Below are 21,125 nucleotides of genomic sequence, written 5' to 3' on the forward strand. Positions count from 1 at the left end.
TTGTCCCCTACAGATCGTCCTTACCTAGACAAGAGCCAGCCGGCCACCTACAAGGCAATGGTTGGGGTAACCAAGGAAGTAGGAAAGGCCAGCAAGGCTGCGGGCATCGACCGCGCACTCAGCGAGCTCATCAACATCCGTGTGTCCCAGATCAATGGCTGCGTGGCGTGCTTGAGCGTTCACGTCCCCGCTGCCCGGCGCGCCGGAGTATCCCCACTGAAACTGGACCTGCTTCCCGCATGGCGCGATGCGGAGGTGTTCACCGAGCGGGAGCGCGCGTGCCTCACGGTCGCTGAGGCTCTCACCGTCCCTTCAGCGGGCAGCGGCACGTTGAGTGGTCCGGCCTTAGACTCCGCACTCGCGGACGCAGCACAGGTGCTCAACGACGACGAGCTCGCCGCCGCGCAGTGGACGGCCATCGCGATCAACGCGTTCAACCGTATTTCTATCGCCAGCGGCCACCCGCCGTACACTGCCAATTACGGCGAGTAACCACCGGCGAGCAAGAAGCTGCTCATGCTACGCAGGGCCACCGCGCAGAAGCGGTACGTGCGATGCAGAAGCACTCCGTGTGATGCAGACGCGGACCGCACTTTTTAGAAGCGGATCTTACGATCGGACACCAGCTTGGAGTTCACAAAGCGCGTCATGAACGCTGGTGAGAAGTGGGACGCGGCGAACATCACCTTCGCCTGCAGGCCCACGGGGTGGTGCACCTTGGTAGGCGTCGAGCGCGACGCCTCCACCAGGTTCGCGACCTCCAAGGCAATATCATCAGCGGTCAGGCGAACACCCAGGCGCTTGGTTCCGCTGGTTTCCACACCGTCGAGCATGCCCGTCTGGGCGTACAACGGCCACAGGGACGTGACAGTGATGTCATCCTGATCCCACTCCAAATCCAGAGCTTCAGTGATGCCGCGAACCGCAAACTTCGTTGCGGAGTACACCGCCATGTCCGGGGTGCCGTAAATAGCTGCAGCAGAGGCAATGTTCACAAGCTTCGAACCAGCCTGCGCCTTCAAGTATGGGTGCGCCGCACGAGCGCCGTACAGCACGCCCTTCACGTTCACGTCCACCAAGGCGCTATCGCGCTTGTAGGAGCCCTCCTCCATGAACGGGCCTCCATAGAGAATTCCGGCGTTGTTCACGAGCACGTCCAAGTGTCCGCCGTGGGCGGAAACGAACTCCTCGAGGGCCGTGGACCAGGCGTCGGGATCGGTCACGTCCAGCGTGCCGGTGTGGATGTTTGGGTGGGTCGCCCAGGAAAAGTCGTCGGAAATGTCGAAGGCGCCGACGGTCCAGCCTCGATCTGCGAGGAGCTGTGCCGTCGCGCGCCCAATTCCCTGCGCCGCACCGGTGATAAATACGTTCTGTGTCATGACTATGAGTCTAGTATTCACACCAAAATTACGCGGCGACTATGGAAAACTTTTCCCGTTATTTCTCTGTGGCTCCCCAGCTAGAAGCGGAACAGGCGAGCCAGGAGATCGCCCAGTGGCCCGAGCAGGGAGAAGAACTGCGCCAGCAGGCCCTGCGAGCTACCCAGAGCAGTGGAGCCATCGGCCTTCTGCTGAGCGCCGGCCACGTCAACCATCAGCTCTCCGGCGGGCGAGCGCTCGCCGTCGACGGTTTCCGCCACGGAGATGGTGCGCCCCGTACCGGCAGGCAGGTAGCCAAGGTTGCACTCGAAGTGTCCCTGCTCATCAGCGGTGGCTACGCAGCGCGTACCACCTGGGCCCAGGGCCTCGATCCGCGCTTCGGGGGTGGCGGTTCCGGAAACGACCGCGTGCCGAGCGTTCGTCAGCTTCTCCGGGGACACGCTGAGGTCCTTCGGTGCCTTGGGGAGAGCTCGAACAATCTTCACTAGCTGGGCCTCGGTATCCGCGGCAAATAGGTCGTCGCTCTGAGCAAAGCGAGCGCTGATGTTCGCCGTTCCAGGAGCAGCGGGAGTCCAGGTACAGGTGGCTGTTCCGGATTCGTCGGTCTGCGCGGAGCAGACCTCCTCCCGGCCATTGAAGAAAGTGATGGTGTTGCCGGCCAAGGTAGCTGGTACCTCTTGGCCTTCCCTTGGTGTGGCTGCCAGCGTGGCTGCCAGGGGAACCTCCGCGCCAGCTTCCACTAGCCTGTCCACGGCTCCGAGGCTCAGGGAGGTCTTCACACGGTGGCCGTCCTGCACCACCGCGACCGGTCCGCCCGTGAAGAGGTTGGGGGCGTAGTTCTTATTGCCTGCTGACCAGCCAGTGCCGTATTCGTACCAGAATCCGGACTGTAGCTGCGCACCAGGCTTGCACGAACTCGTGACCTCATAGCTCACAGCCAGGGTGTACGGGGTGGCCTGGTTATAGGTCCAGATACCATTCGGCGATGTGGAACGAATGGTGGTGCTGCCAGCGGCTGCGGTCACGTTCGCATCGGGGACTGCCACCGCGTCCCGCGCACCCACCTGCACCCTGGCAGATCCAGGGATGTAGCGCAGGCAGGTATCGTGATTGTTGCGCCAAGTACGGATCGTCTCATTACCGATGGTGGTGACAAATCGCTGGGCATAGGTGAGGGTGTCGCCCACCACGGGGGTCGTGTTGCTGACGGCGCGAGTAAACACAGCCCTGCTATCCCTGTGAGATGCGGAGGCAGACTCCGCAGTGGCGGCTGGGCTGAGTACCACGGGCACAGCCGCCAGGAGTGCCGTTGCTGCGGCAAGAGTGGTGTTACGCATGAGTTATTCCTTGTGCTGATGGGCGCACCATGACGGTGCGCGAAGAAGTGTTGTGACGGTCACAGCAAGAGCAAGCGCCCTCTATAGGCGCCCCAGGGATCCGAAGGCATTCATTCCTGAGGAGCCGCCCGCACCTGCCGGGCTGCCCTGACCGGAGGACCCAGCGCTGCCCAACGTGCCATGGGTCTGCACTGTCGGCGCGGTGGTTCCCTCTTCGTAGCCCACGAACAGGTGAGGTTGCTTCGTGTCATCCTTAGTGCACATGATGAAGGCCGCGGCGTCGAAGTCCGTGCGGGCACCGGAGGTGGGCTGCGGCAGCGCCACGGAGAACTCCTGGGTCTCCTCTGGTGCCAGGGTGAAGGTGGGGATCTGACCGGCATGCCCTGCCACGCGGGCTTGGCTGTATCCCTCGGAGATCTCGGAACGGGCCTTGTTCGCCTGACCGGCAAGGCCACCGAACTCCTGGAAGATCGATGCCACCGATCCCAGGCCAAGATCCCCCAGCTTCCAGTTGCCGATGAGCGGAAGGCCCGAGATGTTCAGCGGCAGCGACGGCAGCTCCCGGTAGAGATTGTTTTTGTAGTACGTCTGAGACTTCAACACCACATCGGCTGGAGCAATGTCCCCGGCGCTTGGACCTCCAGCGTTGGGATCCGCAGCACCGATTCCAGAGCAGGTAAACGTATCGGAGGACGTGTTGGTGACGGAGCCGGTGATGGCGGTCGCGGCGGCGTCGGCAGCATGGACAGTCACCTGCAGGGCGGTGGAATCGCTCACGACAACCTTGCCGGAGTTGTTGGCCCCGGGGACAACATTCGCAGCAGCGGCAGTTCCGGCAAGTGGCCCGGCTGCGCTCAGGACGGCCGTTGCCGCGATGACGGTGGCGAGGGTACGGCGGGTGGTTTTCTGGCCGATGGTTAGGGTTGTGATCCTCATGGATGGCACCTCGTGTGTGTGATGAGCCCGCAGGCTCGTATGTGTGAGCCGGCAGGCTCAGGGCGGAAAAGATCGGAAGAAGTGGCTAGCAAGAAAGCCCAGGGGAAGACGGGCTGACGCGCTTAGGACGATCCCAGCGAGCTCAAGGAGCCCAGGGACCCCAGCGAACCGAAGGGGTTCTGAGGCTGACCATTCCCGGCCGGTTCGCGCGGGGTCAAGGCTCCCAGCGACCCCTGGGACCCCTGCGGAGCCTTCGGCGGCTCGGTCTTTTCATAGCCCGCGAACACGTAAGCCTGCTGCGGGGTGCTGGTGGTGTCCACGCAGTACAGCAAGGCGGCTGCCTGGAAGTCGGTGCGCGGCCCGGAAGCTGGCGCGTCCAGCGGGACGGTGATCTCCTTGGTTTCATCTGGGGCCAGGGTGAATGGCGTGATTTCCGCAGCCTGGCCAGCCAGGCGGGCCTTCTCCCAGTTGCGGAACAGCTCGGCGCGGGAATTGATGTCCTCGCCCAGGAGCCGGCCGATGAGCCCTTCCGGCACGAACTGCAGGAACTCGCCGATCGGGAGCGCGCCGATGAATGGGACGGTCAGGTTGTCCTTCGGAACGAAGGGCTTGGAGCGGTAGTACGCCACGGACTTGGACACGATGTCTGCCGTGGTCAGCACGTTCGGCACTTCGGCGGGCTTCTTCGCCGCATCCTTGATGGCGCCTGGGGCTGCGCAGCGGAAGGAGCTGTCGTAGTTGTTCTTGACGGTGACGGTGACGTTCTGGTCCTCTGCCGTGTTCGGGCCCACGGTGACGGTCACGCGGGGGCTGTCCGTGACGACGATTGTTCCTTCTGCGGATGCGCCGGGGAGCTGGCTCACGAGGTTGGCTGCGGAGGCGGCGGGCATACTGAGTCCAACAGCTGCGAGCACGGCAAGAGCCGCGCTGGCGATGCGGCGTGCTGTGAGGGTGGTGAGTCGCATAGAGTCCTCTTTCGGTCGGGGTGTCCACGCTTCGCGGCGTACGGTCAGCTGCGGGGCCGTGCTCTGCGAAGGTAGATGGGCGACACCAACGTTATAGTTTCTTGACACAATGTAAGTGTCCGCCACATTTCCCAACAATTATCTGTGTGTTTTTACCCCCTAAATAATCCCCCGTTGCCGCCCCTACCTGCATGTTTTATCCGACGCCGCCGCTCCACCGTTCCACGAAAACTCACCCGATACATGCGGATATAGATAAAAATACATAAAGAAACCGCCCCCACAGGAGGGAGGCGGTAGGGCGCACGGTGCGCGCGGTAATATCACCGCCCGGCGCTCACGGCATCACATGCTTAGAGGTTGATCATGTGACCCATGATGCCCTCGGCGGCTTCCTTCATAGCCTCGGACAGGGTTGGGTGGGTGTGCACGTTGCGGCCGATTTCCTCGGCGGTGAGGTCGAAGCGCTGTGCCAGGGTGAGCTCCGGCAGCAGCTCGGACACGTTCGCGCCGACCATGTGTGCGCCTAGCAGTTCGCCGAACTCGGCGTCGGCCACGATCTTCACGAAGCCAGCCGTTTCGGCCAGACCTGCGGCCTTGCCGTTGGCGGTGAAGGGGAAGCTGGCGGTCTTGATCTCGCGGCCTTCGAATTTCTCCTTGGCCTGGTCCTCAGTGTAGCCGAAGGAGGCCACCTGTGGGTTGCAGAAGGTGGCGCGGGGCATCATCATGTAGTCGCCCAGCAGCTCGGTCTCGGCGCCGGCGATCACTTCCGCTGCCACAACACCCTGAGCCTCCGCGACGTGCGCGAGCTGCAGCTTGGCGGTCACGTCGCCGATGGCGAAGATGTGGTCCACGCTGGTGCGCATCTCGTCGTCGATGTCGATGGCGCCGCGCTCGGTGAGCTTTACGCCGGTGTTCTCCAGGCCGTAGCCCTCGGTGCGGGGCGCGAAGCCGATGGAGACCATGACGCGCTCGGCCTTGAGCGTTTCGGACTTGGAGCCGTCGGCGGATTCGATATCCACCTCCACGCCCTTGGAGTCTCCCAGGTCGCGCACGGCGGTGGTCTTGTGGCCGGTCTTGAGGGTCACGCCCAGCTTCTTGTACTGCTTGGCGATTTCCTTGGAGACGTCCTTGTCCTCGTTGGGGAGCACGCGGTCCATGAACTCCACGACCGTGACGTCCACTCCGTAGTTCGCCAGCACGTAGGCGAACTCCATGCCGATGGCGCCCGCGCCGATGATGACCATAGACTCGGGGGCTTCTTCCTTCAGGATCTGCTCTTCGAAGGAAAGGATATTGCCGCCAATTTCCACGTCCGGCAGGGAACGGACAACGGAACCGGTGGCGATGATGGCGTTGTCGAAGGTGACGGTGGAGCCGGCGTCGTCCCCATCGGTGATCTCGATGGTGTGGTCGTCGGTGAAGGAGCCAAGACCATTGATTTCGGTGATCTTGTTCTTCTTCATCAGGTAGTGCACACCCTTGACGATGCTGGCGGAGACCTTGCGGGAACGCTTGTGGGCTACGCCGAAGTCGAAGGATACGTCGCCGGAGATGCCGAAGGTCTTGGCTTCGTGGTTGAAGATGTGGGCAACTTCGGCGTTTTTCAGCAGGGCCTTGGAGGGGATGCAGCCTACGTTGAGGCAGATTCCACCCCAGTACTGCTTTTCAATCACGGCAACTTTCTTGCCGAGCTGGGCTGCGCGGATGGCGGAGACGTAGCCACCTGGGCCCGCTCCGAGTACTACTACGTCATAATGTTCACTCACGCTTAACCAGCGTACGCGCCTGGGCGTTTATTGTCCTCCCTGGGAGGATCAAGGAAAACATTTCACCCCTCCCATCTATTTTGCCCCCGTAAGAGAAAAAAGCTGACAGAATACTGAATGCGCGGTAATATCACCGCCTGAGCAGTCGTTAAGGCTGTAGACAACGCTGTTGCTTACGCGGCTTAGGCCTCCACTGGAGCCAGCGTTACTGACACTCTTCATAGAGGACATCCCACATATAAATATAAGGACCTACACGATGAAGCGAAGCATTTTCCGCGTAACCGCAGCCACCCTGGCTGCGCTGGCACCAGTTTCCATCGCCTCCGTTGCACCTGCCACGGCCGGCACGCCTGTCGACCAGATCGCTGGCGATCAGTACTCCGGTACCGTTCCTGCCGGTGAGATCGTGGCCAAGGACGACGAGTTCTTCGCCGGCAAGTTCGAGGGCAATGACTCCATGAAGTGGGTTGACTCGAAAGGCGCAGAAAAGCCTATCCAGGCAGCCCCGTGGGTGGAGAAGATCAAGCAGTTCCGGAATATCCTTGCTCACACCGAGGACGAGAAATACGAATTCCGGCCGTTCGATAACGTCCACGTGTACGTCATCAAGTCCCACACGATGAATCGCCTGGTGCCGGTGGCCGTCATTCAGCCTCGCAACCCGGCTCAGCGGGATAACGCCCCCACCCAGTACCTGCTCAATGGCGCTGACGGCGGCGAGGGCGGAGCCAACTGGATCGTCCAGACGGACGTCATCGAGTACTTTGGCGGAAACCCCTACGAGAATCTCTACGGAGACCAGGGCCTGAAGTCCGGCACCCTTAAAGCCACCAAGTCCCCCGGCATCGGCGCGAACATCGTGATTCCTATGTCCGGAGCGTTCTCCTACTACACGGACTGGGTGAACGAAGAGCCAGAGTTGGGCGGAAAGCAACTGTGGGAAACCTTCATGACCCAAGAGCTACCGAAGGCCATTGAGCCCGCGCTGAAGGCCAACGGCAAGCGCGGTATCGCGGGTCTGTCCATGTCCGGCAGCACCGTCCTGAACTACGCCCAGCACCACAAGGGCCTGTACGACACGATCGGTTCCTTCTCCGGCTGCGCCTCCGCAACCACCGGCCTGGGCCCTGCCTTCATCGACATCACCCTGAACCGTGGCAACACCAACATGCAGACGATGTGGGGCGGCCCGTTCTCCGAGAGGGCTCGCTACAACGACGCTCTGCTGAATGCCGAGAAGCTCCGCGGCCAGGAAAACATCTACGTGTCCAACGCCACCGGCTTGGCTGGGCCGTATGACATCCTGTCCGCCCCGCGCATCCACAACGAACTTAGGGCCACCGCCACGGTCCTCGTGGAAGGTGGCGCAATCGAGGCAGCAACCAACGGTTGCACCCACGAGCTGGCGGCCAAGACGAACGCCCTGGGAATCCCTGTGACCTACAACTTCCGCCCACAGGGCACCCACCAGTGGGGCTACTGGCAGGATGACATGCGCGCCTACTGGCCAGTCATGACCAAGGGTCTGGGCACCGCCGAGTCCCACCCACAGCCGGAGAATGATCCTTACCAGGATGCTCAGGCTGGAACGCTGGTGGGCTCCGCCACGGAGCTGGGTCGTCAGTTCGGCTTGAGTTCTTAGGCCCTGCGGCAATCCCCTGCGGCTGGCCGCCACCCCACCAGCCCTCATGACTTCCGCTGTTTTCGGGCATGATAGTTGGTCTGCAGCGGAGAGCCCACTAGGCTGCGATGTGTGACTTATTCCCGTCCGCATCGCAGCTCTTCCATTTCTGGACCCCGGGACCCCTACACGGGGATTGACTACAACCTGGGTTTCCACGTCCTGCATTACTCCCTGGACCTGGATTACAACGTGGGCCCCAACCACCTCCAGGCCACCGCTGTGCTGACGGTCGAGAACTACCGGGCGCTCACCACGCTCAGCCTGGACTTAGCAAGCACGCTGAAGGTATCCAAGGTCAGCCTCCGTGTCTACGGAGGCGGACCGCGGGCGTCGGTTAAACGTTTCCGCCACAGCAACAACAAGCTACACATCACGATGGACGCGGAATTACCGGAGGACACGAGTTTCGACCTCAGCATCCGCTACAGCGGCACCCCTCGCCCCCTGCCCTCCCAGTGGGGCGACGTGGGCTGGGAGGAAACCACCCACGGCGCGCTGGTCGCCGGCCAACCCACCGGCGCCGCCTCCTGGTTCCCCTGCGATGACACCCCGGATGAGAAAGCGACCTACCGGATCGCGATCACGGCCAGCCGGGACACCACCGCCCTTGCCACGGGCCAGCTCAGCAGCGAACGCTCCCGGGGCGCGTCCACCACGCGCGTGTTCGAGGTGAACTACCCCATGTCCACCTACCTCGCCGCCGTGTACGTGGGCCCCTTCCAGCGCCACGAGCTGCCCGCCGCGACGATCGGCCGCAAGACCGTGCCGGTGTACGCGTGGCTTCCCGCCGGCACGCCGGAAGCCCGAAACATACGCGAAAAAGTCCAGAAGGACTTCGCCCAGCAGACCACCATGGTGGAGGCCTTCAGTCAGATGTTCGGCCCCTACCCTTTCCCGGAGTACGGGGTGGTCATCGCGGACGAGGAGCTGGAGATCCCTCTGGAGGCCCAGGCGTTGAGCATGTTCGGCTGCAACCACGCGGACGGCCAGGGCACATACGAGCGCCTCATCGCCCACGAGCTGGCGCACCAATGGTTCGGCAATTCCGTGGGTCTGGTGGAGTGGTCAGATATTTGGCTCAACGAGGGCTTCGCGTGCTACTCGGAGTGGCTGTGGTTCGAGCATTCCCGCGGCATCCCCGCTGCTCATCACGCGTGGGCTCACTACCAGGGACTGCGGGCCAAGCCGCAGGATATGGTGCTGGTGGATCCCGGCGCGCAGGACATGTTCGATGATCGCGTGTACAAGCGGGGTGCGCTGGCGGTGCATGCTGTGCGTGTACTGCTGGGCGACGAGGTCTTCTTCGATCTGCTGACACAGTGGACCAGCGACCACCGCACGGGACTGGTGGAAACCAGCGATTGGGAGAACATGGTGCGCCGCACGGTCGCTGGCCTACGCGACGTGTCGGATAATGCTGCCGATATGATATTCGACGCCTGGCTTCACTCCCCCCAGCTTCCCGCCTTCCCAGAGTCCCCGGATCATCCGCGCCCTGAGCTGGATGAGCAGGCGTTGCGTGATTTGCCGGCGGGGGAGTCCTGCAGCCTATGAAAGCGATGACGCTCGCCACGGTGTTCGTGGCACTTGCCGGCTATGCCGTGCTGACAGTTGCTGGCCGCGCGATGGATACCGCGGGCTACGAGGCCTTCATGGTCTATTGGAGCCTCTTCTTCGCGCTGACTGGTGTGCTGGACGGGTTGATGCAGGAGACCACGCGCGCGGTGACTGCGGCGCAGGATGCGCAGCGTCGCAGCGCGCAGGGCCAGTCCGCACAAGAGCGCAACGCGCAGACTCACGGTGCGCAGGCCTCCCCCGCCGCGCGCCCGCTCGTGGTGACGGCCATCATTGCTGGCGTGACGGGACTCTTGGCGTTGGCCACGGGGCCGTTGTGGGCGTCGGATATCAGTCCCCACCTCGAAGGATGGGGAGTGGGCCTGCTGGCGCTCGGCCTGCTCAGCTATGCCTTCCAGGCCACGGTCTGCGGCCTGCTGTCCGCGGCCCAGGCCTGGACGGCCTTCGCGGTGCTCATCAGCGTGGATTCCGGCATCCGCTTGGCGCTGGCGGCCGTGGCCTGGTGGATGGGGTGGGATCTGCTGGCGTTCCTCATCGTCACGGTGCTGGGCGCGGCGACGTGGCTCGCTGTCCTTGCGCTGTCTCCAGCCACGCGCACGTTGCTGCCGCGTAGGGCCGACGTGAGTTTCCGCCCTTTCCTCAGCCGCGTGCTGCAGGCCATGGTCGCCTCCGGTGCGAACGCGGTCATGATCACCGGATTCAGCGTGTTGTTGAAGTTCACCACGGATGCCTCCGTGGCCGGCGGCGCACTGGCCGCCACCATCACCGCTGTCACGCTGACCCGTGCCCCGATCCTGGTGCCTCTCCAACGCTTCCAGCCGGCGCTGATTGTGCACTTCACGAAGAATCGCTACACCATCCTCTCGGCGGCCGTGAAGCCCATTGCGGCTGTTCTTCTGCTGGGTGGTGTGGGCAGCGTGGCCGCCTACTTTTTGGCCCAGCCGATCATGCGCCTGTTCTTCCGGGAGGAGCTGATCTCTGACCAGTGGGTCCTGGCCGCCCTCACCCTGGCCTCCGCGTCCACCGCAGTGCTGATGATCACCGGCAGCGCCGCCCTTGCCGCGGATAAGCATGCGCTCTACTCCCTGGGCTGGATCATCTCCACCGTCGCTGCCGTGATGGTGCTGAGCTGGGACGGCACACCAGAGTGGCGCTCCATCCTGGCACTCGGCGTGGCCCCGCTGATCGGAGTGATCGTTCACCTCACGGTGCTCACGCTCTCAGCGCGGCGCGCAGCAGCGCACGCCACAGCACCCGCCCGCGGCGCAAACACACCTGCAGCAGCACCCGCACCCACCCCCACGACCACCCAGGACCTCACACAACCATGACCACTCTCGCCCCCGTCTCCGTCCTCCTCACCACCTACCACCGCACCCGCCCCGAAGACCTCACCTGGGCCTTGCGCAGCCTGCAGGAACAAACGCTGCCCGCCGCCCAGGTAGTCATCGTCGCAGACGGCCCCATCGGAGAGGACCTGCGCCACATCATCGAGGACTTCACCACCACCTACTCCGCCACCGGCGGCACCGCCCACAGCGTATTCACTCCCCGCAACCAGGGCAGCGCCGCCGCTTCCAACGAAGGACTGCCCCACTGCACCGAAGAGTTCATCGCGCGCCTAGACTCCGACGACCTCGCCGCCCCCACCCGCTTCGAGAAGCAGATCCAGTTCCTGCGCGGTAACCCCACCATCGATGTCCTGGGAACATCGGTGGCTGAGTTTGATGACGCGCTGTGGGCGTCGTGGATAAAAAATAAAGACGCACACACCGCAATCCACACGCTCACGCAGATGGGCACCACGTCCCGCGTCCTTCCGGAAACGCACCGGCAGATCGTGCGCTACGCCCGGATCAACTCGCCGCTGAACCACCCCTCGGTGATGATGCGGCGCGAGGCGCTGGAGGAGGTCGGCGGTTACCAGCCCGTCCACCTGATGGAGGATTACGACCTGTGGGCGCGCATGATCGCCGCCGGGAAAACCCTGCACAATCTGCCTGAGCCGCTGACGTACTTCCGGGCGTCGGAGGCCATGTTTGACCGCCGCACCGGCAAGGATATGTTCGCGGCAGAACGCGTCATGCAAGCCAACCTGCGTCGCTACGGACTCATCAGCCGGCCACGGGCTATATTGAACCTACTTGCCAGAAGCCTGTACCGCGCGCTCCCCAGAACAACACTGACACGCGTGTACAGCATCCTCTTCCACCGCTGAAACATGACACACACTGACACACACTCCCATGAGCAGCCCGCCGCGGGGCGCAGCAACGTCCAGGGCAACCACGCCCGGCGCGACAACCGCGACGTGTGGCTGATCATTCCCTGCTACAACGAAGCAACCGTGATCGGCGACGTCATCCGCAACGCCCTGCCCACCTTCCCCAACATCGTGGCCGTCAACGACGGATCCGCCGACCACTCCGCCACAGAGATTCACCGCGCCGGCGCCCACCTCACCAACCACCCCGTGAACCTCGGCCAGGGCGCAGCGATCCAAACAGGTGTGGAATACGCGCGAAGTCAACCGGGTGCCCGTTACTTCGTTACCTTCGACGCCGACGGCCAGCACCAAGTCAAAGACGTCGTCCGCATGCTGGAACGCCTGCGCACCGAAGAGGTGGACATCATCACCGGCACCCGTTTTGGCGGGCAGGACAACTCCCAAGTACCGCTGCTGAAGCGGATCGTGCTGAAGACCGTGGTGCTGCTGTCCCCCACCACGCGCAAGCTGGGACTCTCCGATGCCCACAACGGGCTGCGCGTGTTCAACAAGCGCGTGGCGGACGACCTGAACCTGCGTATGAACGGCATGAGCCACGCCTCCGAATTCGTCACGGCGATGGTGGACAATCAGTGGCGGGTCTCGGAGGAGCCGGTCGATATTCTGTACACGGAATACTCCATGTCCAAGGGGCAAAGCCTCCTCAACGGTGTGAACATCGTGGCCGATGGGTTTATCGCAAGAAAGTTGCCGTGATCGAGAAAAAGCTATGAGCATTGGAACAACCCTCATTCAGCTGATCCTGCTGGTGGCCGTGATCGGCCTGGTCCTGTACTTCCTCCAAAACCGACGCAAGGCGCGCGCCAAGGCAGGCGTGAAGATTGGCTTTGTGCTGTTTCTTCTGGCCAGCGTGTGGGCTATCATCCGTCCCGACGACTTGACCGTGGTGGCGCGCTGGATGGGGGTGTCCCGCGGGACGGATCTGCTGCTCTACGGACTGATTGTGGCGTTCATGTTCGTCACGATGTCCACGTACATTCGGCTGCGCGAGCAGGAGCTGCGCTACGCGCGGCTCGCGCGCTCCATTGCGCTGCAGAACGCCATCCCGCCAGAGGCTGGCGCGGTCAGCACTGTCCCGCCAGAGGCTGGCGCTACTGGGAATCCTGAGGATTCTCCGGCAGAAACTTCTTCGAGTTAGCCGTCACCACCACGAAGAACAGGGCCGCCATCACAGCACCGAAGCCCAGCATCATCGGGTAGGTGAACCAGTCGTTCAGGCGGCGCAGGATCATCGGGAAGAAGAAGCCGATGTAGGTCACCGTGTAGAAAATAGCTGTCAGTCCACCCAGGTCATCTGGGCCGGCGAGGCGCTGGACCTCACCCAACCCGGAGATCAGGCAGATACCGTAGGCCAGTCCCAGGAGAACAGCCACGGCCAGCACACCCCAGCTGGTGACGTTCTCGGACACATAGGCCGCCAGGGCCATGCCGATAAAGGCCAGCACGAGTCCGAGCTGCGGACCGCGGGCATCCCGCGGGCTGGTGTAGAGGTGCACGAACTGCTGCACGATAAAACCGGTGGCCAGGGACAACGCCGTCACCAGAGCGGAGAAGGCGATGGGGTACTCCACGCCCTTCTGGGCCAGGGACGGCATGATGGCGTAGGCCACGCCGGCGGAACCGAACACCCATGGGGCGATGGGCAGAACCACCAGCAGGAAGCGAGGGTGGCGAGCAGTGGGTACCAGCAGGTCAGACCACAGGGAGCCCTTGACCTTCAGGTGCGCGCTCTGCCTGGTTTCTGGCACGGACAGCAAACCGAACATCGCCACGGCGGCAAGAATGGCGTGGATGACGTAGGTGGTCTGGCCCGGCGCTGGCCCCCATTCCGCCAGGGATCCGGCCAACGCCGCGCCCAGGGCGAAGCCACCGGTCAGGGACATGGTGGCGCGCTTAGCACCGGAGTTGGGGCGCGCGGAGGGATCCAGCCGGGGGTTGGATAGCTCCTTGATCCACGAGCCACCGGCAGTCATGGCCGAACCGATGGCGATACCGGACAGCACGCGGCCGGTGAAAATCAACGGCTCATTAACCTCACCGACGGCGATCAGCAGGCTGGCGACCAGTGCGATAAGCGGCGCTGGCAGCATCACGATCTTGCGGCCGAAGCGGTCCGAGAGCGGACCGGACAGCAGCAGGGACACTGCGATTCCGGCTGCGTAGCACGCCAGGAGGGACTCCACGAACACGGCTCCGAAGACATGTTCCTGGCGGTAAAACACCATCATGGGTGTGAATTCGTTGCCTCCCCAGGCCACAATGAAGACCGCGAAGGCCACCAAGATCCAGTAATTCTTGGGGCGCCGCTGCTGCTTCGCAGTGGTCGTGTGCTGGCTCGCATTCTGGGGCGTGTCATGTGCCGCAGCAGTGTTGTTTCTGCTGCTGTTGTCACTCTGTTCGTGGTGTTGTGTCATAAATCTTTGCTCCCACCTCGTCAACTAAATTTTAGTCAGGCCTTCCTCACTGTAGTGTTTCGCATGTAACCTTGTGCCATGACTCACAATAATAATGTCACTAGTTCTTCACCACAGACCCCTTTGGGGGAGAAAAGCACTAGCGCCTCCACCCGCGGCAACCAGTCGAAGGGCTCTGTGCGTCGCTCCCAGAAGGCTCCCGCCAAGCTGAATGTCCAGGAGGATCCGCAGCTGCTGGCGCAGGTCACCCAGGACCTGCAGACCGTGTTGGACGGCAGCTTCCCCGAAGCTCGCGCGATCATGCGTGACACCCTCAGTGATCCAGACATGCTGCCCCGCGTGGACCTGAACCTGGAAGACTCTCGCGCCTACATCACGGACAAGCTGCCGGCAATCTTGGAGTCCGGCCTTCCGCAGGATTCCTTCCGCAAGGACCAGGGCGGCACGGGCGAGACCGGCCGCTGCCTGACCTCCATCGAGATGCTGGGGCACGTGGATCTGTCCCTGATGGTGAAGTCTGGGGTGCAGTGGGGCCTGTGGGGTGGCGCCGTGGGCAACTTGGGCACGGAGCGCCACAAGCAGCTCGTGGAGGATCTGATCAATCTGAAGGCGTTGGGTTGTTTCGCGATGACGGAGCGCGGCCACGGTTCGGATGTGCAGTCGCTGGAAACCACGGCGCACTATGACCCGGACACTCAGGAGTTCATCATCAACTCCCCCACCTGGTCCGCGGAGAAGGCCTACATCGGTAACGCTGCCCGCGATGGCCGTTTCGCTGCGGTGTTCTGCCAGCTGTTCACCCCGGGTGTGGAGGAGTCCCACGGCGTGCACTGCATCGTGGTGCGTATCCGCGAGGATGATGGCTCGGCCGTGGAGGGCGTGCGCATTGGCGACCATGGCTACAAGGGTGGCCTGAAGGGCGTGGATAATGGCACGTTGTTCTTCGAGAATGTGCGTGTGCCGCGTGAGAATCTGCTGAACCGTTTCGGTGATGTGGATGAGCAGGGTAACTATTCTTCCCCGATCGAGAACCCGAATCGTCGTTTCTTTACGATGTTGGGCGCGTTGGTGCGTGGACGTGTGACCGTGGGTGCTGCTGCGGGTGCTGCTGCCCGTTCCGCGTTGGCGATTGGTGTGACCTATGCAAACCGACGCCGACAGTTCGCTCCCGATGACAGCCTCCCAGAAACGCGCCTGATTGAATACCGCCAGCATCGCCTGCGTCTGATTCCACGCGTGGCGCGCGCGTATGCGCTGCAGTTGGCGACGAACCACTTGATTGCGCGTATACATGAGCTGGAACAGTTGGGACTGGATCCTGCGACGGCCGATAAGGAGCAGCAGAGCAACCAGCGTGAGGTGGAGGCGCACGCAGCGGCGTTGAAGGTGGCGAACACGGCGCATGCCACGGACACCATCCAGGAGATGCGTGAGGCGTGTGGTGGTGCCGGCTACATGGCGGAGAACCTTCTGACTACGTTTAAGGCGGACTCGGATGTGTTCACCACCTTCGAGGGCGACAATGTGGTGATGCTTCAGCTGGCCGCGAAGGAGCTGATGACGGGCTTCGCCAAGGAGCTGAGCTCCATGTCCAACCTAGAGATGGTGCGTTTCGGCTTGGATAACTTCAGCTCGTTGTTACGCCGCCGCACGGCTGCGGACAAGATTGTGCAGAACTTGATGGATACGTTCTCCGATTCGGAGGAGACGTCCCTGTTTGACCCAGCGACGCAGGTTAAGCTGCTCACCGAGCGTGAGGACCGCTTGATGCTGTCCCTGGCGCGCCGTCTGCGTGCGGCGAAGAAGGCGCCAGTGGACGAGGCGGCGAAGATTGTGGACCGCGCCCAGGATCACCTGCTGACGGTGGCTCAGGCGCACATCGACCGCATCTTGTTCGAGGCACTGCTGGAGGCGGAGTCCAACCTGGACACGGAGGAAGCCACCGAGGTGTTCGAACAGGTTCGTGACGTGTACTTCATGGATCTGGTGGTGAGGAATGCCGCCTGGTACTTGGAGCAGGGCATGCTGTCGGCTCAGCGCACGAAGCAGGCTCGCGCGTCTCTGAACGATCTGGTGGATTCTTTGGGACCGTGGTCCCAGGTGTTGGTGGACGCGTTTGGTGTTCCCGCTCCTGTGCTGGATCTGAACCTGCAGCAGACCGATGAGAACGCCGTTCCACGGTGGAAGTCCCACCCAGCGCAGGGCCAGGAGCAGTAGCGCGCTGAGCGCCGCCGAGCCAGCACACCGCAGACTCTGCGCAGCCAGCACAGCGACGCGGCAGCGCAGCGCGGGGCGTGTGTCTGCCGCCCCCGCGCTGTTCGAGCAGGTAGATTAAAGCGCGATGACCGCGAAAGATTCCGATGTAAGCTCCTTCATCCTGCCGGCCGAGGGCGGCTCCACCATTGCCACGCTGTCGCCTCAGGAGTATTACCGGCAGGTCAGCAAGCCTCAGCGTCGGCTTCAATGGAAAGCCTGGCCGCTGATCGCCCGCAGATTATTCGTGGAGACCTTCTTTAACGGCTTAATGGACCGCGGCGCCACGCTGAGCTTCTTCACACTGCTGACCACCGTGCCCACCCTCACGGCGTTTTATTCCATCGTCACCCTGGTGCTCTCCCACAATAAGGAGCAGGTCACGGACATCACGAACGACTTCATCAGCACCAACGTGCCGGATAATTTCGAGGGCAATGCCCACCGCGCCATTTCCCTGATCATCGGATCCACGCAGCAATCGCTCATTGCGCTGGTTGTGTCCGTACTCTTCGCGCTGTTTTCCTCTTCGGCCTATGTGCGCGCATTTTCTCGCAATGCCAATGGCCTCTATGGGCGGGCCGAGGGGCGCAGCATTGTCCGGACGTGGCTGACCATGTGGGGACTGACCATTGCCCTGGTGATCGGGTTGGTGATGATCGCCATCGCGTTTTTCTTCAGTCAAGATATTCTGCAGCCGCTGCTGGGAAGGTTCTCCGAGCCGTTGCATATTGAAAGCGCCAGCGCCTTCATCCTGGATACGTTCCTGCCGGTATGGGTGTATGTGCGCTGGCCTGTGATTTTCGGCGCCTCGATCATCTTGATCGCCCTGCTGTACCACTTCGCACCCAATGTCCGTTACGGGCGCGTGCGTTGGCTGACCAGCGGTTCTGTGTTCGCGTTGGTGTCCATCACCGCAGTGGGACTGCTGGTGCGGGTGTACTGGCAGAACTTTTATAACGTGGGGTCCTATGGAGCGCTGGGTGGCCTTATTGCCGGCTTCATCGGCCTGGTGATCGCGAACACTCTCCTTCTCCTGGGATTGAAGTTGGATGCGGAGATCACCCGGGCCCGGGAACTTCAGGCGGGGTTAGACTCCTCGGTCATGATCGTGGCGCCGCCGCGATCCGAGGCGGCGCTGCAGGACCTGGTGAAACTCGAAGAGTCTTTGAAGGAGTCCGCCGAGACGTTCCAGAAGGAGCTGTGACGCGCGAAGCCTCGGCCGCCTAGCCCATGTCCGTGGCGACGGGGCACACCACGGGTGTGCCTTCATCATCGAGCACGCGGGCCCGCAGGCCGTAGACCTGTTCTAGCAGGTCGGCCCGCAGAACCTGGGCGGGAGTGCCGTGCTCAACCACCTGGCCATCGGCAAGCACAAGCAATTGGTCGCAGTACCGCGCAGCCAGGTTGAGGTCGTGCAAGACCACCAGAGCCACGGCGTCACGCTTGCGGACTTCCTGGCGGGTGAGCTGCAGCAGCTCAACCTGGTGGCGCAGGTCCAGGGCGGAGGTGGGCTCATCCAGCAGCAGCACGTGGGGGCGTCGCACCAACATCTGGGCCACGGCCACGAGCTGGCGCTGTCCACCGGAGAGCTCACGCACACTGCGCTGCGCCAGGCCGGCTATGCCCAGCCGTTCCAGGGCCTCGGCACTGGCGGTCAAGGGGTCCTCGACGGCACCGCGGGCAGAAATGACCACGGACTCAAAAACCGTAAGGCTCGCGCTGGAAAGCACATCCTGGGGCACATAGCCCAGCGCGCGTTGGCGAGCCCGGCCCTTCAAAACAGTGCCGTCGAGCTCCACCTGGGCCTGGCCTGAGGCAACGGGGCACACCCCTGCAACGGCTTTAACCAGGGTGGACTTGCCGGCAGCATTGGGTCCCACAAGGCCGGTGACCGTCCCGGGCTCACCACAGTCAGCGCTGATCCCGCGGAGAACTTGGCGTCGACCATAAGAGACATGCAGATCTGTAATGGTTAACATCGACTACCCCCAGGCTCCGCGCTTGCGGAAGAGCACCAGCCCCACGAAGAAGGGCACACCCACCAGGGCGGTAATAATGCCAATCGGGATCGCTATGCCCGGAACCATGCTGATAGACACTGCGTGCGCCCCGGCCAACAATATGGCGCCACTAGCCATGGCAGCTGGGGCAAAGTAGCGCTGGTCCTCACCCACCAACATGCGCGCAACATGCGGGCCGACCAGGCCCACAAAGCCGATGATGCCGGCAAAGGCCACCGCGCTGGCCGCCAGCAGAGAGGCGACCACCAGCGTGGATACCCGGAGGCGAGTGACATTAACGCCCAGTGCCGCGGCGCGAGCATCACCCAGACGCAGCGCGGTGAGCTTCCAGCCGTTAATCACCGTGAACGGGATGGCCAGGGCTAGGGATGCCGCAATAATCCCATTGGCCGCCCAGTTCGCGCGCTGCAGCGACCCCATGGTCCAAAACACAATTTGTTGCAGTGCCTCGGTGGTGGCGCGGTATTGCAGCAACGAGAGCATGGCCTGGAAAAGGAAGACCAGAGCGATGCCCAGCAGGATCATCGACTCTGCACTAGCGGACTTCCACACCGCCGCACCTGCCACGATGGCCACAGCCAGCAGGGCCGATGCCCACGCCACTGCCGCCAGATTAAACTGCGGGTGCGACACTAAGGACCACCCCAGCACGATGGAGGCAGCGCCTCCGAAGGCTGCGGCCGCCGAGATGCCCAGGGTAAATGGCTCCGCCAGCGGGTTGTCCAAAATAGTTTGCATGTGGGCGCCGGATAGCGACAGCGATGCTCCGATGAGTACCGCCATGGCCGATGCCGGTAGACGCAAAGTCCACAGCACCGTGCGGGTGGTGCTATCCACGCTATCCGGACGGAAGATGCCCTGGGCGACATCACGCACGCTTAAGTCCACTGGGCCAATGATTGTAGCCACCACAAAGGCCACCACTGCTCCCAGAGTCAGCGTCACAATGATGGCCACCTTGCGGGCACTGGCTCGTCGATACTGCGCAATAATCGCGTCTTGATTAAGCGTTTGAGTCATTGCTGCCTCCTTTTGTGCAGGCCAGTGAGCAGGCCTGCGCATTAGCTGTGGGAGCCGTTCAGGGTGGCAAAGAAGGTGCCGGAGAGCTCAAATGGCAGCCACTGCTTGTGGAAGGCGGCAAAGTCCGCCTCCGGGTCCAGGTCCTTAAACTCCTCCGGGTGCAGCCACACGGCAAATTGCTCCAGGGCAAAGACGTTGAACGGGGAGTCATAGAACTGGTGGTAGACCGCGTGCAGGTCGCCTTCCTTCGGTGCGCGCAGCTCGTTAAAGCCAGGGGTAGCCAGCAGGCCCTTCAAGGTCTTAGTGGCCGTCTCTGGGGAAGCGCCGTAACCGAGTTCCACGTGTGGCAGGACCTCTGGCTTATCCGGATCCTTGGCCCAGGATCCACCGGTAGCAATGATGTGCTCAGGGTTTTGCTCAACGACCTTCTCTGGGGTGAGGTCACCGGATTCGGTGTCCAAGAGAGAATCGGCAAGGTTGGTGCCACCTGCAGCCACCACCAGGTCGCCGAGGTTGGATTCCTTGACCGTGGCACAGCAGTCCTTCAGGCCAGCAGCACGCCACAGGAAGGTGGTGGGCTTGTCCTTGAGCTTCGCCGCACGCTGGGAAATCTCTTCGACCTTCTTGGTGTAGAACTCCGTGTACTCCGCGGCCTTGTCCTCGCGGTCAAAGAGCTTGCCGTAGACCTCAATGGACTTCGGGGTGTTCTCCAGAGGCTTTTGCCTAAAGTCCGTGAACACGTACTTCAGGCCTGCCTGGTCCATCTTGTCCAAAAAGCCGTTGGATTCTGCGGCCTTCTTGTGGTCGAGGGTCATCACCACTACGTCCGGCTTGAAGGACAGCAGGTTTTCGACCGTGACATCCCCCTTGGCGATGTGACCCACCCGTGGCAGGTCCTTGTAACCGGCGTTTTCTTCCGCAAACTTGGCCTCGTAGCTCGGTGCGGCACTGTGGAAGTCATTACCCACCGCAACCACGTTGTGCAGCGGCTCATCCTTATTCAGCAGCGAGGTGGCAAACAGTCCGCGACCTTCTGCCAGCAAGATACGCTCTGGGCGCTTCTCAAAAGCCACGTCGCGCCCGGCCACGTCCGTGACGTGGAAGCCTGCCTTGGTGTCACTTCCGGACATAGCCTCACTGCTTGCAGGGTCCGAACCCGTCCCACCTGAGCAGGCGGCCAGGGACACCGCAAACAACAATGAACACAATGCTGCAGTCCATCGTCGCGGACTGCTTACTAAACGCAAAGACATACGTGCGTACTCCATCCTGTGTACTTCAACATGGCCCATCTGCGGACCAAACAAAGCCAAACGTCAATTTAGGGCAGGGTTAGCTTACAGAACAGAGTGCGTGGTGGGAATAGGTACCAAAATTTGGGGGTGATCCGTCGTGAAGGTTATGAACAAGGTTTCATTTGCAATAGGAATTATCCTTATACGGAGACATCCTTTTCCGCCCTGTGACTACTGGACCGCG

18 protein-coding genes are annotated in these 21,125 nt (G+C 62.4%); 9 read left to right on the forward strand and 9 right to left on the reverse strand.

All coding sequences use genetic code 11. The features are described 5' to 3' along the window. Positions 1–492: a carboxymuconolactone decarboxylase family protein gene (locus GC425_RS05295; protein ID WP_151843598.1), complete on the forward strand. Its 492-nt coding sequence runs from the start codon at positions 1–3 to the stop codon at positions 490–492. A 104-nt stretch (positions 493–596) separates the two neighbouring features. Here the strand turns inward: GC425_RS05295 and GC425_RS05300 are convergent, their stop codons facing one another. The 5 genes from GC425_RS05300 to lpdA all read right to left on the reverse strand — a co-directional run bounded on the left by GC425_RS05300 (position 597) and on the right by lpdA (position 6,386). Continuing rightward, positions 597–1,379 (reverse strand): SDR family oxidoreductase, encoded by a 783-nt coding sequence (locus GC425_RS05300; RefSeq protein WP_151842338.1) that lies wholly within the window; start codon positions 1,377–1,379, stop codon positions 597–599. Positions 1,380–1,459: 80 nt separating this feature from the next. Next, complete coding sequence (locus GC425_RS05305) at positions 1,460–2,716, reverse strand: Ig-like domain-containing protein (protein ID WP_151843597.1); 1,257 nt, start codon at positions 2,714–2,716, stop codon at positions 1,460–1,462. Positions 2,717–2,797: 81 nt separating this feature from the next. After that, positions 2,798–3,652, reverse strand: a complete 855-nt coding sequence (locus GC425_RS05310) for a hypothetical protein (RefSeq protein WP_151843596.1) — start codon at positions 3,650–3,652, stop codon at positions 2,798–2,800. A 122-nt stretch (positions 3,653–3,774) separates the two neighbouring features. Further along, positions 3,775–4,617: a hypothetical protein gene (locus GC425_RS05315; RefSeq protein ID WP_151843595.1), complete on the reverse strand. Its 843-nt coding sequence runs from the start codon at positions 4,615–4,617 to the stop codon at positions 3,775–3,777. A 353-nt stretch (positions 4,618–4,970) separates the two neighbouring features. After that, positions 4,971–6,386, reverse strand: a complete 1,416-nt coding sequence (gene lpdA / locus GC425_RS05320; RefSeq protein WP_151843594.1) for a dihydrolipoyl dehydrogenase — start codon at positions 6,384–6,386, stop codon at positions 4,971–4,973. A gap of 259 nt (positions 6,387–6,645) precedes the next feature. On the opposite strand from lpdA, the gene GC425_RS05325 reads away from it, so the two are divergent. The 6 genes from GC425_RS05325 (at position 6,646) to GC425_RS05350 (ending at position 13,073) form a co-directional block, all read left to right on the forward strand. Continuing rightward, complete coding sequence (locus GC425_RS05325) at positions 6,646–8,031, forward strand: alpha/beta hydrolase family protein (protein WP_151843593.1); 1,386 nt, start codon at positions 6,646–6,648, stop codon at positions 8,029–8,031. A 111-nt stretch (positions 8,032–8,142) separates the two neighbouring features. Next, positions 8,143–9,627 carry a M1 family metallopeptidase gene (locus GC425_RS05330; protein ID WP_151843592.1) on the forward strand — a complete coding sequence of 495 codons (1,485 nt, stop codon included), beginning with the start codon at positions 8,143–8,145 and terminating at the stop codon, positions 9,625–9,627. Beyond that, the gene (locus tag GC425_RS05335) at positions 9,624–10,979 is read left to right on the forward strand and encodes a hypothetical protein (protein WP_192930337.1); all 1,356 of its coding nucleotides are present in this window, start codon (positions 9,624–9,626) and stop codon (positions 10,977–10,979) included. The genes GC425_RS05330 and GC425_RS05335 overlap by 4 nt, the downstream gene beginning before the upstream one ends. After that, positions 10,976–11,866 (forward strand): glycosyltransferase, encoded by an 891-nt coding sequence (locus tag GC425_RS05340; protein WP_151843591.1) that lies wholly within the window; start codon positions 10,976–10,978, stop codon positions 11,864–11,866. The genes GC425_RS05335 and GC425_RS05340 overlap by 4 nt, the downstream gene beginning before the upstream one ends. 3 nt (positions 11,867–11,869) lie before the next feature. After that, positions 11,870–12,631 (forward strand): glycosyltransferase family 2 protein, encoded by a 762-nt coding sequence (locus GC425_RS05345; protein WP_151843590.1) that lies wholly within the window; start codon positions 11,870–11,872, stop codon positions 12,629–12,631. A gap of 13 nt (positions 12,632–12,644) precedes the next feature. Then, positions 12,645–13,073, forward strand: a complete 429-nt coding sequence (locus tag GC425_RS05350) for a DUF2304 domain-containing protein (RefSeq protein ID WP_151843589.1) — start codon at positions 12,645–12,647, stop codon at positions 13,071–13,073. Here the strand turns inward: GC425_RS05350 and GC425_RS05355 are convergent. Further along, the gene (locus GC425_RS05355; RefSeq protein ID WP_151843588.1) at positions 13,027–14,349 is read right to left on the reverse strand and encodes an MFS transporter; all 1,323 of its coding nucleotides are present in this window, start codon (positions 14,347–14,349) and stop codon (positions 13,027–13,029) included. The two genes, GC425_RS05350 and GC425_RS05355, sit on opposite strands and share 47 nt — an antisense overlap. A 78-nt stretch (positions 14,350–14,427) precedes the next feature. On the opposite strand from GC425_RS05355, the gene GC425_RS05360 reads away from it, so the two are divergent. Beyond that, positions 14,428–16,566, forward strand: a complete 2,139-nt coding sequence (locus tag GC425_RS05360) for an acyl-CoA dehydrogenase family protein (RefSeq protein WP_151842349.1) — start codon at positions 14,428–14,430, stop codon at positions 16,564–16,566. Positions 16,567–16,690: 124 nt separating this feature from the next. After that, the gene (locus GC425_RS05365) at positions 16,691–17,809 is read left to right on the forward strand and encodes a YihY/virulence factor BrkB family protein (RefSeq protein WP_151843587.1); all 1,119 of its coding nucleotides are present in this window, start codon (positions 16,691–16,693) and stop codon (positions 17,807–17,809) included. Positions 17,810–17,828: 19 nt separating this feature from the next. Here the strand turns inward: GC425_RS05365 and GC425_RS05370 are convergent, their stop codons facing one another. Genes GC425_RS05370 through GC425_RS05380 form a run of 3 tightly spaced genes read right to left on the reverse strand, consistent with a single transcriptional unit; the run spans position 17,829 to position 20,776 of the window. After that, positions 17,829–18,584 carry an ABC transporter ATP-binding protein gene (locus GC425_RS05370; protein WP_151843586.1) on the reverse strand — a complete coding sequence of 252 codons (756 nt, stop codon included), beginning with the start codon at positions 18,582–18,584 and terminating at the stop codon, positions 17,829–17,831. Positions 18,585–18,587: 3 nt separating this feature from the next. Next, positions 18,588–19,646, reverse strand: coding sequence for an iron ABC transporter permease (locus tag GC425_RS05375; RefSeq protein ID WP_192930336.1), 1,059 nt, complete (start codon positions 19,644–19,646; stop codon positions 18,588–18,590). Positions 19,647–19,687: 41 nt separating this feature from the next. After that, entirely contained in the window at positions 19,688–20,776 is a 1,089-nt protein-coding gene (locus GC425_RS05380) for an ABC transporter substrate-binding protein (protein WP_151843584.1), read from the reverse strand. Between the last annotated feature and the right edge of the window lie 349 nt (positions 20,777–21,125).

Source organism: Corynebacterium sp. zg254 (assembly GCF_024701495.1).
GTDB lineage: Bacteria > Actinomycetota > Actinomycetes > Mycobacteriales > Mycobacteriaceae > Corynebacterium > Corynebacterium zhongnanshanii.

Bases quoted from the DNA above. Each gene is read 5' to 3' on its own strand.
- GC425_RS05370 (WP_151843586.1), bottom strand. From the start codon at position 18,584: ATGTTAACCATTACAGATCTGCATGTCTCTTATGGTCGACGCCAAGTT.
- GC425_RS05310 (WP_151843596.1), bottom strand. From the start codon at position 3,652: ATGAGGATCACAACCCTAACCATCGGCCAGAAAACCACCCGCCGTACC.
- GC425_RS05315 (WP_151843595.1), bottom strand. From the start codon at position 4,617: ATGCGACTCACCACCCTCACAGCACGCCGCATCGCCAGCGCGGCTCTT.
- GC425_RS05380 (WP_151843584.1), bottom strand. From the start codon at position 20,776: ATGTCCGGAAGTGACACCAAGGCAGGCTTCCACGTCACGGACGTGGCC.
- GC425_RS05340 (WP_151843591.1), top strand. From the start codon at position 10,976: ATGACCACTCTCGCCCCCGTCTCCGTCCTCCTCACCACCTACCACCGC.
- GC425_RS05375 (WP_192930336.1), bottom strand. From the start codon at position 19,646: ATGACTCAAACGCTTAATCAAGACGCGATTATTGCGCAGTATCGACGA.
- GC425_RS05335 (WP_192930337.1), top strand. From the start codon at position 9,624: ATGAAAGCGATGACGCTCGCCACGGTGTTCGTGGCACTTGCCGGCTAT.
- GC425_RS05345 (WP_151843590.1), top strand. From the start codon at position 11,870: ATGACACACACTGACACACACTCCCATGAGCAGCCCGCCGCGGGGCGC.
- GC425_RS05360 (WP_151842349.1), top strand. From the start codon at position 14,428: ATGACTCACAATAATAATGTCACTAGTTCTTCACCACAGACCCCTTTG.
- GC425_RS05325 (WP_151843593.1), top strand. From the start codon at position 6,646: ATGAAGCGAAGCATTTTCCGCGTAACCGCAGCCACCCTGGCTGCGCTG.
- GC425_RS05305 (WP_151843597.1), bottom strand. From the start codon at position 2,716: ATGCGTAACACCACTCTTGCCGCAGCAACGGCACTCCTGGCGGCTGTG.
- GC425_RS05355 (WP_151843588.1), bottom strand. From the start codon at position 14,349: ATGACACAACACCACGAACAGAGTGACAACAGCAGCAGAAACAACACT.
- GC425_RS05350 (WP_151843589.1), top strand. From the start codon at position 12,645: ATGAGCATTGGAACAACCCTCATTCAGCTGATCCTGCTGGTGGCCGTG.
- GC425_RS05300 (WP_151842338.1), bottom strand. From the start codon at position 1,379: ATGACACAGAACGTATTTATCACCGGTGCGGCGCAGGGAATTGGGCGC.
- GC425_RS05365 (WP_151843587.1), top strand. From the start codon at position 16,691: ATGACCGCGAAAGATTCCGATGTAAGCTCCTTCATCCTGCCGGCCGAG.